The organism is Arthrobacter sp. BB-1 (genome assembly GCF_006151685.1).
Lineage (GTDB): Bacteria > Actinomycetota > Actinomycetes > Actinomycetales > Micrococcaceae > Arthrobacter.
Genome location: NZ_VDEV01000006.1, coordinates 1 through 12,244 on the forward strand (window position 1 = coordinate 1; position 12,244 = coordinate 12,244).

General features: G+C 66.0%; 10 protein-coding genes and 1 tRNA gene. 4 read left to right on the forward strand and 7 right to left on the reverse strand.

What is annotated here, in order from left to right:
* The first annotated feature begins 177 nt into the window (after positions 1-177).
* On the forward strand, positions 178-2,460 hold the full coding sequence (locus tag FHJ30_RS04010; protein ID WP_139027992.1) for a gluconokinase, GntK/IdnK-type: 2,283 nt from the start codon (positions 178-180) through the stop codon (positions 2,458-2,460).
* A gap of 72 nt (positions 2,461-2,532) precedes the next feature.
* Here FHJ30_RS04010 and FHJ30_RS04015 read toward each other — a convergent pair whose 3' ends face one another.
* The 4 genes from FHJ30_RS04015 to FHJ30_RS04030 form a co-directional block, all read right to left on the reverse strand.
* Positions 2,533-3,282: a maleylpyruvate isomerase family mycothiol-dependent enzyme gene (locus tag FHJ30_RS04015; RefSeq protein WP_139027985.1), complete on the reverse strand. Its 750-nt coding sequence runs from the start codon at positions 3,280-3,282 to the stop codon at positions 2,533-2,535.
* Positions 3,282-4,112 carry a fumarylacetoacetate hydrolase family protein gene (locus tag FHJ30_RS04020; protein ID WP_139027986.1) on the reverse strand — a complete coding sequence of 277 codons (831 nt, stop codon included), beginning with the start codon at positions 4,110-4,112 and terminating at the stop codon, positions 3,282-3,284. The genes FHJ30_RS04015 and FHJ30_RS04020 overlap by 1 nt, the downstream gene beginning before the upstream one ends.
* Positions 4,112-5,242, reverse strand: a complete 1,131-nt coding sequence (locus FHJ30_RS04025; RefSeq protein WP_139027987.1) for a cupin domain-containing protein — start codon at positions 5,240-5,242, stop codon at positions 4,112-4,114. The genes FHJ30_RS04020 and FHJ30_RS04025 overlap by 1 nt, the downstream gene beginning before the upstream one ends.
* 150 nt (positions 5,243-5,392) lie before the next feature.
* A complete protein-coding gene (locus tag FHJ30_RS04030; protein WP_240793581.1) occupies positions 5,393-6,244 on the reverse strand; it encodes an IclR family transcriptional regulator in 852 nt (283 codons plus the stop codon).
* Between the two features lie 48 nt (positions 6,245-6,292).
* Here FHJ30_RS04030 and FHJ30_RS04035 point away from each other — a divergent pair, with 48 nt between their 5' ends.
* From FHJ30_RS04035 to FHJ30_RS21280, 3 genes are read left to right on the forward strand one after another with little or no spacing between them, the layout of a single operon-like run.
* Positions 6,293-7,672 (forward strand): aromatic acid/H+ symport family MFS transporter, encoded by a 1,380-nt coding sequence (locus tag FHJ30_RS04035; RefSeq protein WP_139027988.1) that lies wholly within the window; start codon positions 6,293-6,295, stop codon positions 7,670-7,672.
* Positions 7,665-8,915: an FAD-dependent oxidoreductase gene (locus FHJ30_RS04040; RefSeq protein WP_139027989.1), complete on the forward strand. Its 1,251-nt coding sequence runs from the start codon at positions 7,665-7,667 to the stop codon at positions 8,913-8,915. The genes FHJ30_RS04035 and FHJ30_RS04040 overlap by 8 nt, the downstream gene beginning before the upstream one ends.
* A 47-nt stretch (positions 8,916-8,962) precedes the next feature.
* Positions 8,963-9,157, forward strand: a complete 195-nt coding sequence (locus FHJ30_RS21280) for a hypothetical protein (protein WP_171058911.1) — start codon at positions 8,963-8,965, stop codon at positions 9,155-9,157.
* A 64-nt stretch (positions 9,158-9,221) separates the two neighbouring features.
* Here FHJ30_RS21280 and FHJ30_RS04045 read toward each other — a convergent pair whose 3' ends face one another.
* The 3 genes from FHJ30_RS04045 to FHJ30_RS04055 all read right to left on the reverse strand — a co-directional run bounded on the left by FHJ30_RS04045 (position 9,222) and on the right by FHJ30_RS04055 (position 12,116).
* Positions 9,222-10,154, reverse strand: coding sequence for a glutaminase (locus FHJ30_RS04045; protein WP_139027990.1), 933 nt, complete (start codon positions 10,152-10,154; stop codon positions 9,222-9,224).
* Positions 10,151-11,746: a CdaR family transcriptional regulator gene (locus FHJ30_RS04050; RefSeq protein WP_139027991.1), complete on the reverse strand. Its 1,596-nt coding sequence runs from the start codon at positions 11,744-11,746 to the stop codon at positions 10,151-10,153. Before FHJ30_RS04050 ends, FHJ30_RS04045 begins: the two co-directional genes overlap by 4 nt.
* 280 nt (positions 11,747-12,026) lie before the next feature.
* Positions 12,027-12,116: transfer RNA gene (locus FHJ30_RS04055), tRNA-Ser, on the reverse strand.
* Positions 12,117-12,244: the final 128 nt, after the last annotated feature.

The following is a 12,244-nucleotide window of genomic DNA, read 5'->3' on the forward strand; positions in this document are numbered from 1 at the left end:
GGACAAGCCCGGGATCGGCGTCGAGTTCAACGAGGAAGCCGCAGCCGCGTTCCCGTACCAGCAGGCCTACCTGCCCTACAACCGCCTCATCGATGGAACGGTCCACGACTGGTGAATACGTCCACACCCGAAACCACAGCACCTGCCGCAGGGCACCCCAACCTCCGCATCATCGTGATGGGAGTGTCCGGCTGCGGCAAGACCACCATCGGCGACCTCGTGGCCCGCGAACTTGGAGTGCCGTTCCTGGACGGCGACTCCCTCCACCCCGTGGAGAACGTCGCCAAAATGGCGGCGGGCACCCCGCTGACGGACGACGACCGCTGGCCATGGCTTGCCACGGTGGGCACCGAGCTTGCCAACGCAGGCGACGGCGGTATGGTCCTGGCGTGCTCCGCGCTGCGCCGCAGCTACCGCGACGCCATCCGCCAGCAGGCACCGGACACCATCTTCCTGCACCTGCACGGCAGCAAAGAGGTCCTGCGGGCGCGGACCGAAGGGCGTACCGGCCACTTCATGCCGCCCGCCCTCCTTGATTCCCAGCTCGCCACGCTGGAACCCTTGGAGGCTGACGAGGCGGGCATCGTCGTCGACATCGCTGCCCAGGTCGACGAGGTGGTGCGGGAGGCTCTGGCCGGAATTGCCGTCGTCGCACGTTCCAGCACAGCCAGCCCTGACGCTGCCGGCAGCGCCGGTGCCCCCGGCACCCGCCCGCGGCAGTTCGACGTCGACCTCCAGGCCGCGCCGTTCAATCTCGACGGCGACGCGGTCGCCTGGGTGGAGTCCACCCTGGCCGGCATGAGCCTCGAGGAAAAGATCGGCCAGCTGTTCATCAACCACAACAACGACTACTCCCCGGAGTACCTCGATGGCGTGCTGGAGAACTTCCACGTGGGCGGCATGCGCTACCGGCCCGGCCCCTCGGCTGCTGTGCAGGAACACATCCGTTACGCCCAGTCCAAGGCGCGCATCCCGCTGCTGGTGGCCTCCAACCCGGAAATGGGGGGAGCCGGAAGCTGTGACGACGGCACGTTCGTGTCCACGCACCTGCAGGCCGGCTCCCACCCGGACAAGGCCATCGCCCGGCAGATGGGGCAGGTTGCCGGGGTGGAAACCGCGGCGCTCGGCTGCAATTGGGCCTTCGCACCGATCGTGGACATCCACTACAACTGGCGGAACACGGTGATCTCCACCCGCGCCTTCGGCAACACCCCGGAGATCGTGGTGGAGCGGGCCAAGGAGTACTTCGACGGCATCAGTGAGTCTCCTACGGTGTGCGCCATGAAGCACTTCCCCGGCGACGGCGTGGACGAGCGGGACCAGCACGTTGTCACCTCCTACAACACGTTCGGCTACGAGGAGTGGAACCGGACCTACGGCCACGTGTACCGGGAAATGATTGGCCACGGCGTGCAGTCCATCATGGTGGGGCATATTGGCGCGCCGGAGCTGTCCCGGCATTTCCGGCCGGGCCTGGCGGATGCCGACATCCTGCCCGCCACCCTGTCCCCGGAGCTGCTGCAGGACCTGCTCCGCGGCGAACTGGGCTTCAACGGCCTGGTCCTGACGGACGCCTCGCTGATGGTGGGGCTCACCCAGGCCATGAAGCGCAAGGACCTGGTGCCGGCCACCATCGCGGCCGGCTGTGACATGTTCCTGTTCTTCCGCAATCCCGCGGAGGACTTCCAGTACATGCTGGACGGATTCAAGTCCGGGGTGATCACCGAACAGCGCCTGCACGATGCGCTGCGGCGGATCCTCGGGTTGAAGGCGTCCCTGGGCCTCCATCGCACGCCGGCGGACCAGCTCGTTCCTCCTGCCGAGGCGCTGGCCGTGATCGGCAGCGGGGAACACCGGGCCATAGCGGCGGAGATCGCCGACAAGACCGTCACCCTGGTGAAGGACACCGCGAACAACCTGCCCATTACGCCGCAGACGCATCCCCGGATCCGCCTGTACGGCATTTCCGGCGGGGCTGATTTCACGCGCGCTGATCCGCTGGCCTACCTGGACACCGTCAAGGATGAACTTGAGGCCGCCGGCTTCGAGGTCCACGTCTTCAAGACCGCGGAGCAGCGGGAAGCCGCGGGGGAGACAGGCATGAACTTCATGCGGGTCCTGTCCGAGGAAGCCACCGGCGACTACGCGGACAAGTACGATGCCGCGTTTGTGTTCGCCAACGTCAAGGGCTTTGCCCAGGAGGCAGCCATCCGGATCAAGTGGTCCTCGCCGATGGCCGCGGAGATCCCGTGGTACGTCACCGAGGTTCCCACGGTGTTTGTTTCGCTCAACCAGCCCAACCACCTGATCGATGTGCCGATGGTCAAGACGGCGATCCACGCCCACGCAGGGTCCCGCGAGGCCATCCGGGCCACCATTGAAAAGATCCAGGGGAAGTCCGCGTTCCAGGGCACGTTCAACGACAACGTGTTCTGCGGATCCTTCGACACCAGGCGCTGAACGGCGGAGAACGCAAAAAGAGAAAGCCCCTTACTAAAGGGGCTTTCTCTTTTGCTGCTAACAGGACCGTGCCTAGATCCACTTCGGCGCGGTTGGGACGCCTCCCGCGGCGCCCGGTCCTGGGGCGGTGACGCCGTGGGAGCCGCGCCCGGCGGCCCATTGGGCGACGGCGGGCAATGGCCCGGTGACAACTGTCGGGTCGGCGGCATTCGTGTCGCCGAACACCAGATCGGTGCCGGTGACTTTAACCAGGAGCCCGGCGTCGGTGCCGCGCGTGTGCCAGGCTCCGGTGATATCGCCCAGGAGCCGTTCCAGGACGGGTGCCGGGATGTCCTTGAAAGTGGCGCCGTTGTCCAGGTCGATGGCGTGCAGCCAGACTTCGCGGGTGCGCATCCACACGGTTTCCTCGGCCGGAACGGTCCGTCCCTGCGCCGTCTTGACCTTGTGGTGCCAGGCGTCCGCGGGCAGGTCGCGCCACTCGACGTTCAGGTGCACGGCCGAGTGGTCGAACAGGTGCCGCAGGGCGATGGGGGAGAGGGTGGCCCCAAACTCGATCTCGTGGTTGCGGGCCTCCGGGGAGGAGTACATCGGGGTTTCCACTCCGGTGGCGGCCCATTCGATGAGCCGGGCGATGGCGCGGGCGTTGTAGCCCACGTGTGCCACGACGTGCCGGCGGGTCCACCCGGGAAGGAGGCTGCCGCCGTCGAGCTCTGCATCGGGAAGCTCATTGAGCTTGCGGGCAAAGAACGCCGTGCCCCGGCGCGCCTGCAGCAGGGACTGCAGGAGCACCGGGTCGGTGGTCTGGTCGTGGCGGGCAACCATCAGGCTTCCTTGACCACGCGGTTCTTCAGCTGGCCCAGGCCCTCGATGGTGGTGACCAGGACCTGGCCCTCCTGCAGGTACCGCTTGGGGTCCTGCGCATGGCCCACACCGCCGGGGGTGCCGGTGGCGATCACGTCGCCAGGGTTCAGGGTGATGATGGTGGAGATGTAGGAGACCAGGAATTCGGGGGTGAACACGAGGTCGGACGTGGGGGTGGACTGCTGGACGTCGCCGTCCACGGCCGAGGTCATCAGCGGTCCGGCGGTGAATTCGTCCTTGGTGACCAGGGCCGGTCCGAACGGGGTGGACTTCTCCCAGGTCTTGCCCTGCAGCCACTGGATGGTGCGGAACTGGTAGTCGCGCATGGACACGTCGTTCAGGACGGCGTAGCCGGCGATGTGGTCCGCGGCGTCAGCTTCGGAAATGCGGCGGCCCTGCTTGCCGATGACGACCGCGAGCTCGGCTTCCCAGTCCACGGTGTCCGATTCCTGCGGCAGGGCAAGGTCGTCGTTGGGGCCGATCAGGGATTCGGCGTACTTGGCGAACAGGGTGGGGTACTCGGGGACTTCCCGGCCCATTTCCTTGATGTGGTTGCGGTAGTTGTGGCCCACGCAGATGATCTTGCCCGGGGAAGGCACGACGGCGGCAAGGTCGGCGCCGTCCACAGCGTGCGTTGCGCCGCTGGCCGCCGCGGCGGTGGTTTCCCAGGCGGGGTCCTGCAGCAGGGCGCCGACGTCGGCGAACCCGGGGATCTCGGTGAGGGTATCGCCGTCCTGGCGGACCGCCGTCGTGCGTGTGCCGTTGTCGAGGCGGAGGGTGAGGAGTTTCATTACTTGGTGCGTCCTTCGATGTAGGTGCGGTTGAAGTTCAGGCGCTCGAAAATGGGTGCGTCGCTGAAACGGAACAAATCAAACTCTGATTCGGCTTGGAGTGACCAGGCGGCCCAGGACGGGACCACGAACAGGTCGCCCTTGGCGAGCTGCTTGGTTTCGCCGTTGAGGACCACGGTGCCGGTGCCCTCGAAGACCTGCCACACGCTGGAGCCGACCTCGCGGACGGTCTCGGTGACGGCGCCGGCGCGGAGGCGGTGGAACTCGGCCCGAATGGTGGGCATCACGTCCCCGCCGGTGGTGGGGTTGGTGTAGCGGACGGCGGCGTGGCCCTGGGAGACGGTGGCGGGGTGGCCTTCGTCTTCGAGGAGCAGCTGCTCGCGCAGGGCGGCGTCCGTGTACTTCCACCGGTAGGCGGCGATGGGGGAGCTGGTGGTGTCATCGAGTCCGGAGAGCGGGCGCAGGCCGGGGTGGGCCCAGAGCCGTTCGGCGCGGGAGATGTCCGGCGTGGCCTCGTCGGTGACGCGTTCGGTGCCGAACTCAAAGAACCCGGCGTCGGCGTAGTGCACAAACGGGATGTCCAGGCCGTCGATCCAGGCCATCGGCTCGTCGGTGTCATTGTGGTGGCCGTGGAAGTTCCAGCCCGGGGTCAGCAGGAAGTCCCCGCGGGACATCCGGACCGGATCGCCGTTCACCACGGTCCAGACGCCTTCGCCTTCAACCACGAAGCGGAACGCGTTCTGGGAGTGCCGGTGCTCCGGCGCGGTTTCCCGGCCGCCCAGGTACTGGATCGCCGCCCACAGCGTGGGGGTTGCGTAGGCGGTGCCGCCCAGGCCCGGGTTGGCCAGCGCAATGGCGCGGCGTTCCCCGCCCCGGCCAACGGGCACCAGGTCACCGGCGCGGGCAGCCAGGGGGTACAGGTCGTTCCAGCGCCACACGTGCGGCACGGCCTTGGGAGTGGGGACCATCGGCATCAGGTCACCGATCTCGGTCCACAGCGGAATCAGGTTCTCCTTGTCGAAGTCCTTGTAGAGCTGCTCAAGCTGGGCAGCCTCTTCCGGGGTCGGCTCCGGGACGGTAAGCCCGGCGGCCACTGATTCATGGGTCGTGTTCTCGGCGCTGATGGACACGTGGGCCTCCTTTGTAGGTCAGAACAGTTTTTTGGCGTGGCTTGACTCTACGGAAGGACGTGGTGTGAGCTCCAACATATTCTGCTCTTCAGAATTCCGGGCCGCTGCGGTGCGGGCGGGTTGGTGCGGCGCTGTTTAGTCTGGCGCTGTTTAGTCCGGCTCTGCCGGGTTCGCCGCAATGTCGATCTCCAGCTGCCGGCAGCATTCGCGCAGCGCCTGGACCAGGCCGGCGTCGAACACCGTCCGGAAGCGGGTGGCGGGGGTGGCGACGCTGAGGGCGCCCACCACGTGCCCGTGCCGGTTGTGCAGCGCCATCCCCAGGGCGCTCACCCCGTCCTCGGTGCCCTCGAAATTGGCTGCAAAGCCGTTTGCCCGGATGGATTCAAGTTCCCGGAGGAAGGCGGGATATTCGTCATCCGGGATGGTGTCCCCGCCGATCTCGGCGTTGTTGCTGCGGAAGAGCTGGTCCAGCATGTGCGGTTCCAGTTCGGCCAGCATGGCCTTACCGCCGGAGGTCTTGTTGGCGGGCATCACGGTCCCCTGCCGGTCGCCGACCCGCAGGACGTTGTTCCCCTCAACGGTTGCCAGGAAACGGACCTTGGTGCCCACCCGCACCATGAGGTTCACGGTCTCGTTGAGTTGGGCGGAGAGCAGCTCCATGTGGGGCTGGGCGAGCGAGCGCAGCAGCCTGGTCCAGCTCAGCCCGGCCGGGCCCACGCCCATGGCCGGGCCCGGAACGTAGCGGCGGGTTTCGTCCTGCACGGCGAATCCCCGGTAGACCAGCATCGCCAAGAGGCGGTGCGCCGTGGAGGGGGCAACCCCCAGCTCCTCGGCGGCATCCTTCAGCCGCAATGTGCCGCCGTCGCGCAGGAGCTGGAGGAGCTGCAGCGCGTTGTCCACAGCCTCGATGGAATAGGTGGGGCGCTTCTGCACGGGCTTCTTCTGCGCAGGCTTGCGGCCAGCCGTCGGGGAGGTGGACGGAGCGTCCTGCTTTTTCTGCACATCAGAATTGTATTGTGGTTCATCTTGGCTGGCCATGACAGTAGTGGGATGAATCACACACTTCCCGCTGCAGCGACGCACCGGTCCTCGCCCGGGGCTTCCGCCCCCACGTCCCATGACGCGTTCAATGCCGGGTCCAATGATGGGCACGGCCGGTTCTCCAAGGCCTCGGCAGCGGCAGTCCTTGTCTGCTGGCTGCTGGTGGTCTTCGATGGTTACGACCTCATCGTCTACGGCACTGTCCAGTCCTCCCTCATTTCAGAAACCGGATGGGGCCTGACCAAGGCAACCGCCGGGACAGTAGGCTCCATGGCCTTCCTGGGCATGATGATCGGCGCGATCTTCGCCGGCCGCATGGCCGATTCGTGGGGCCGCCGCAGGACCATCCTCGGATGTGCCATCGTGTTCTCCGTCTTCACCGTCCTCTGCGCCTTCGCTCCCAGCGCCGCCATCTTCGGAGTCCTGCGCCTCCTGGCCGGCATCGGGCTTGGCGGCCTGGTGCCCTCTGCGAATGCCCTGGTGGCCGAACTGGTACCCACCAAGTGGCGCTCCATCGTGGCCACCCTGATGATGTCCGGTGTCCCGATCGGCGGCTCCATCGCGGCTCTCGTGGGCATCCAGCTGATTCCGGCCTTCGGCTGGCAGGCGATGTTCCTCGTGGCTGTGCTGGCACTGGTGATCGTGGTGCCGCTTGGGCTCAAGTACCTGCCCGAGACCCTTACACCGGCCAAGACGGCACGGCCCGGCGAAACCAACGCTGCGGCCGGCGAAGGAACACGTGCCGCCAAAACCGCCTCCGGGTTCTCGTCCCTGCTCCGCGCCCCGTACCTGGGCATCAGCATGCTCTTCGCCGTTGCCACCATCGCCACCCTCTTCGCTTGGTACGGGTTGGGCACGTGGCTGCCGAACCTCATGCAGTTGGCGGGCTACAACCTGGGCTCCGCCCTGACCTTCGCCCTTGCCCTGAACCTTGGTGCGGTGGCCGGCTCCGTCATCACGGCCTGGGCGGGGACGCGCTTTGGACCAATTCCGACGGCGATCGCAGCCGCCGGCGTCGCCGCCGTCGCGCTGGTGGTGCTGGTGAGCGGACCGCCTGTGTCCGTCGTCTACCTCATGCTGGTGCTCGCCGGCGTGGGAACCCACGGCACGCAGTGCCTCATCATCGCCGCGGTGGCGAGCCACTACCCCGCCCACTTGCGGGGAACGGCACTTGGCTGGGCGCTGGGCACTGGCCGGATCGGCGCCGTCGTAGCTCCCCAGGTGGGCGGCCTCCTGCTGGCTGCCGGCCTGGGAGTCAACTCCAATTTCCTTGCCTTCGCCGGTGCAGCCGCGGTTGCCGCGGTCCTGCTGACCGCCGTCGGCATCAACCTCAAAGCAAAACTTTCCGTATCCTCTTCAACCCCAACAACAGGAGTTAGCAATGTCTGAGCACGCCACGTCCACCGATGTCCTGGTGATCGGAGGGGGCATGGCCGGCCTGGCCGGAGCCCTCGCCCTGCGCGAGAACGGTGCCAACGTGACCCTCGTGGAGCGCGCCCCCGAATTCGGCGAGGTGGGTGCCGGGCTGCAGATGGCCCCCAACGCCTCCCGCATCCTCCGCCGCTGGGGCTTGCTCGAAAAGGCACTGGAAATCGGCGTGCAGCCCAAGCACCTGGTGTTCCGCGACGCCGTCACCGGCGAGGAGCTCACCCGCCAGACGCTCAACGGCGAATTCGAGGAACGCTATGGCGCGCCGTACGTTGTGATCCACCGCAGCGACCTGCACCGTGTCCTGCTGGAAGGCTGTGAAGCCGCCGGCGTCAAGCTCGTCAACGACGTCATGGTTGAGAGTGTCGAGACCGTGGGCGGCCGCGGCGTGGCGCACACTGCCGCCGGCGTGGACTTCGAGGCGGACGTGGTGATCGGCGCCGATGGCCTGCGGTCCACCCTGCGCCCGCTCGTGGCCGATGACCAGCCCGTCTCGTCCGCGTACGTGGCGTACCGCGGAACCGTGCCCATCACGCCAGCGACCCCGAAGGCCGACCTGGAGGATGTCATTGTTTACCTGGGCCCGGATTGCCACCTGGTGCAATACCCGCTGCGCAAGGGCGAACTGCTCAACACCGTTGCCGTCTTCAAGTCGCCCTCCTTCGAACGCGGCGAGGAGCAGTACGGGGGAGTGGACGAGCTCGAGGCGGCCTACAAGGACTGCGTGCCGGCTGTGCAGGAAGCGCTGAAGAACCTGGCCACCGGCATCCGCTGGCCCATGTACGACCGCGACCCCATCGAGAACTGGGTGGCCGGCCGGATGGTGCTGATGGGCGACGCCGCACACCCCATGCTCCAGTACCTGGCCCAGGGCGCCTGCCAGGCCCTTGAGGATGCTGCGGCCCTCCAGGATGCCACCGCGGGCACCGTGTTTACTGCGGACGGCATCAACAAGGACGGGTGGGACGAGGCCCTCCGCGACTTCAACAGTGTCCGCGCCGGCCGGACCGCCCGGGTGCAGCGCACGGCCCGGGTGTGGGGCGAGTCGTGGCACGTGTCCGGCCTGGCCCGCACCTTGCGCAACCTGCTGTTCAAGAGCCGGAAGGACAACAACTTCCAGTACAACGACTGGCTGTACGGGCAAGATGGCGACGGCGTTCCGTCCGTCACGCCCAAGCGGGTCGTCGAGGGCGCAGCGGCTTAGGTTACCAGCCACTCAACAGCAGCGGACGACGACGGGACCTCCCGCCGTTGTCCGCTGCTCTTTGCCCGAACCCTGCTGCTAAGTCCGCGCTGCCCCTGCCGGTCCGCGCCTCAATACGCCTTTACGCGCTGTTCGACGACAAGGTGGACGAGGGCGAACACGCCATCCTCCTCGATGGCCGCCAGGGCCGCATCGAGTGCGGACGGTACCGCCTTTCGATCTGGAGAAGATCCTGCTGGTAGGGAAAGGCGTTGTGTCGTCGGGGCGCGCATGGGTCAGCAACGCCTGGGCCAGAAAACGGGTGGGTTAGAAAACGGACCAGCCGGTGCGGTCCGAAAGGTCGGCGAGGGCGGCAGTGCCGGCGAGGGAATTCCCCTTGGCATCGAGCCGGGGACTCCAGACGCAGATGGAGCATTCACCGGGAACGATGACCAGGATGCCGCCGCCCACACCGCTCTTGCCGGGCAGGCCCACCCGGTACGCGAACTCCCCGGCTGCGTCGTACATGCCGCAGGTCAGCATGATGGAACCAACGCGTTTGGCGTCGCTGGGAGACAGGACCGGTCCGATCGTTCCCTGTCCTTCCCGGGCGAGGAATAGCCCTGCCTTGGCCAGTTCAATGCAGGTCATCATGATGGAGCATTGGCGGACGTAGTTTTCCACCACAGATTCCGCAGTCTGCTTCAGGTTGCCAAAGTCCTTGAGGAAGTGCGCCAATGCCAGGTTGCGGGCGCTGCCGGACAGTTCGCTGGCCGCTGCCGCCTCATCGATGTACGGACCGGTGCTGCCCGCCTGGGTGGTGAGGAACCGCAAAAGCCACGTGGCGGCGTCGGACGTTCTTTCCATCAAGTGATCCGTGACCACCAAAGCGCCGGCGTTGATAAAGGGGTTCCGAGGGATCCCGTGTTCAACTTCAAGTTGGACCAGTGAGTTGAATGCCGTGCCGGAAGGCTCGCGCAGGACCCGGGACCAGAGCCTTCCTGTTATGTCGCCATGGAGGGCCATGGCCAGGGTGAACACTTTGGAGATGCTTTGAATGGAGAAAGGGACGTCCGCGTCCCCGGAACTGAAGACCTGGCCGGAAGCGGTGGCAACGGCAATGCCAAACCTGTTGAAAGGAACTTCTGCCAGGAACGGGATGTTCGCCGGTACTGAGCCTCTTTCGTCGTGCGGGCGGTGACTGCGGACGAGGTCTTCGAGGAGGGGGCCGAGCGGCGGCGCCGCAAGCGTGGTGTTCATTTCCTGCCCGATGTTTGTTTGGATGTTCCGGCCCATTCCTGGATATGGAGCAAAGCCACCAATGAGTCCCGGGGGTTGCCGAAGTCCAGGCCGGTCACCCTGGATGCCTTGCTGATCCGGTAGTAGACCGTATTTTTGTGCAGCTTCATCTGTTGGGCGCACGCCGAGACATCGAGCGAAGACTCGAAGTACACCCGGAGGGTTTCCGCAAGTTCAGCATCATCCTGCAGGAGGGCCGAGAGGCTGCGATGCCGGAAGGTCGACGACGAGAAATTCCGTGCTGCCTCACGGAAAAGGATTTCTCCCTCGAAGTCATCCACGGTGGCCACAGTCTTTTGGGAAGACCTGCCGACGCAGTCCAACAACGCTTCGGTGATCCGGGTGATGGAGTGGATGGACAGCAAATCGGGCACCACGGGGCCCACCGCCGCAAACGGGCTGATGCCGAGGTGTTTGCGGGCGTCCCGCACGATTGACTCGGCAAGGCCCTTGATCCCGGGTTCCGAGGCGTTCGACTGGAGTCCCGGAACGATCACTGCTGTGTCACCTTTGAACTGGCCCACTATGGCTGAGGCCTTGTACGCGGCCGCGTGGATGGATGCCAGGTTGGCAAGCTCGCCGTGCTTCAGGGCGGCGTCATCGGCCGGCGGTTCCGCGTCGGAAATTCCGAGCAGGATCAGCGCTGCCGGTCGCCCGGCAGGGATCTTTTCACTGTGCGCGCTGGCTGCCGCCTCAGCCGGACCTGAGAGGATCCGGGTAACCCTGTCCTCACGCATGTGCACCGACTGCTGGTTGCGGTAACGGATCAGCTCGGCTGAGGTCCGGGCGGCAGACCCTTTCAGCACATGGTCAACATCCGGGCCGAAGCCTTCTCCGGTCTCCTGGAGCCAGATGTAGCCCATGATCCGGTCCCCGGCGAACAGGGTAATGGCCACGCGTTCGCGCAGTCCGTCCTGCGGCCTGGCCGGAACCCGCACGGGGAGCCGTGTCCCGTGCAGTTCGCGGTAGGCTCCGAGGTCCTTCAGCAGCAGCTCGTATTTCCGGGGGCCGCGCCTCGCCAGGATTGAGGCCTTCCGAAGTTCATCAATGTCATTGGAAACGGTGGAGTAGGCCAGGACCTTGTTGGCCGCGTCCTCGATCACCACATGGCTGGAGGTTAGCCGGGCGGTGGTCTGGGCGATGGCAAAGAGGTCTTCCTCCAGCAGTGTCAGGACTTCACTTTGGTAGCTGCGCGGCTGGATCCGGTCCTTGGCAATGGACAACAGGCGATCCCAGTCCGCCGCCGGGTTCACCAGGAGCAGGCCGGTGCCGGCGTCGCGCAGGAGCTCTTCTGCTTCGGAGAGCTCTTCGAGGCTTCCCTTGACCGCAACCACCGGGGGCGCGCTGAGCCGCAGCCGCCGCAAGGCAGGCAAGGCGGACCGACCGCGGACACCGATCAACAGGACGAAGGCGCCATCACCATTGCAGGTCTCGTCCTCGCCGTCCACGATCAGGAACCGTTCGATCGCGGATCCCTGCGCTGGCCGGAGGACGAGGCTCGCGAACCCCAGGGGGAGGTCCGAGAGGATGTCGTCCACCGTCACCGAGGCCATGGGTTCCTTCTGGGTCGATCTGCCCCGGACGGCTCTGTCCGGTCCGCCCATCGTATCCACCGCTGACTGCGCAGAATTTGTGAGCAAGCCCCAATTGGGAAGGAGTTTTTCAGTTGGCTTTCCAAGGCGGGACGGCGGGTCTTGCCTTGTGCCCTGTGCCTGGGCGAATGCCTCGCCGACGGGGCATAAGGCCGAGCTTCCCTCAAGCGGGAACAGCTCCGTCCCGGCAAGGGAAAAGGTCCTGCTTCCCTTGGTCTAAAGGAAAGCAGGACCTTTCAAGTGGCGGTGACGGTGGGATTTGAACCCACGTTGGCTTTTACACCAAACAACATTTCGAGTGTTGCACCTTCGGCCGCTCGGACACGTCACCAACCTCAATAGGGTACCGGAGCGAGGCGCCCATCCCCAAAACGGGACCGACCGGACAGGCTGGTGACTGCCCGGGCGGAGGTGGTCTAAGAAAAATCCAAAACATTTTTTCCCAGCGGTGGGCTGAGG

Excerpts from the sequence above, each read along its gene's own strand:
- FHJ30_RS04010 (WP_139027992.1), top strand. The coding sequence starts at position 178 with ATGGGAGTGTCCGGCTGCGGCAAGACCACCATCGGCGACCTCGTGGCC.
- FHJ30_RS04015 (WP_139027985.1), bottom strand. The coding sequence starts at position 3,282 with ATGGTTGCCCGCCACGACCAGACCACCGACCCGGTGCTCCTGCAGTCC.
- FHJ30_RS04020 (WP_139027986.1), bottom strand. The coding sequence starts at position 4,112 with ATGAAACTCCTCACCCTCCGCCTCGACAACGGCACACGCACGACGGCG.
- FHJ30_RS04035 (WP_139027988.1), top strand. The coding sequence starts at position 6,293 with ATGAATCACACACTTCCCGCTGCAGCGACGCACCGGTCCTCGCCCGGG.
- FHJ30_RS04040 (WP_139027989.1), top strand. The coding sequence starts at position 7,665 with ATGTCTGAGCACGCCACGTCCACCGATGTCCTGGTGATCGGAGGGGGC.
- FHJ30_RS04045 (WP_139027990.1), bottom strand. The coding sequence starts at position 10,154 with ATGAACACCACGCTTGCGGCGCCGCCGCTCGGCCCCCTCCTCGAAGAC.
- FHJ30_RS04050 (WP_139027991.1), bottom strand. The coding sequence starts at position 11,746 with ATGGCCTCGGTGACGGTGGACGACATCCTCTCGGACCTCCCCCTGGGG.